Source organism: Alcanivorax sp. HI0083 (assembly GCF_001635175.1).
In genome coordinates this window covers 1-640 of the sequence record NZ_LWFX01000095.1, presented here as the reverse complement: position 1 = coordinate 640, position 640 = coordinate 1, and the positions used below count along the sequence as shown (strand labels likewise).

Below are 640 nucleotides of genomic sequence, written 5' to 3'. Positions count from 1 at the left end.
AGTGCAGCCAGGTCATCAAAACGCTCACCCGCGTCGATGCCACTCAGTTTGGCCAATAGATCGTGCCCCAGATTCACCTCCAGAACCGGCTTGTTTTCCGGAACAGGCTGGCCAGCGGCTTCCAGCATACGGCGCATCTGCGGGCCGAGCTGGTCTTCCGCCAGAACCAGACAGGCCGGGGAATCCACCAGGCGCGTCGTGGCACGTACCGCTTCCACATGCTCGCTCAGGCTCCCGGACAGGCGTTGAATCAGCGGATCATCGTTGTTCGCCTGTTCATCATCGCCCAGGTCCAGCTCACCCCGGGCAGCATTGACCAGCTTCACATCCTTGTAGCTTTCCAGATAACCCACCATCCACTCATCGACGGGATCACTGAGCAGCAATACCTCGATGCCTTTCTTGCGGAACACTTCCAGGTGTGGGCTTTGCCGCGCGGCCGACGGGGTATCCGCCAACAGGTAGTAAATGCTGTCCTGCTCTGCAGGCTTGTTGTCCAGGTATTCATCCAGGGAGGTAGTCACCGAATCCGGGTTACTGCTGGTGGCAAAGCGCAACAAGGCAGCGATGGCTTGCTGGTTGTCACGATCTTCGGCCACCCCTTCCTTGATCACCTGACCAAACTGGGCCCAGAAGGTGG

Annotated in this window: 1 pseudogene; it reads right to left on the bottom strand. The window is 59.1% G+C overall.

The annotated features are described in order from the left end of the window. Positions 1-640: pseudogene (locus A3754_RS01065) on the bottom strand (molecular chaperone HtpG); the annotation flags it as partial.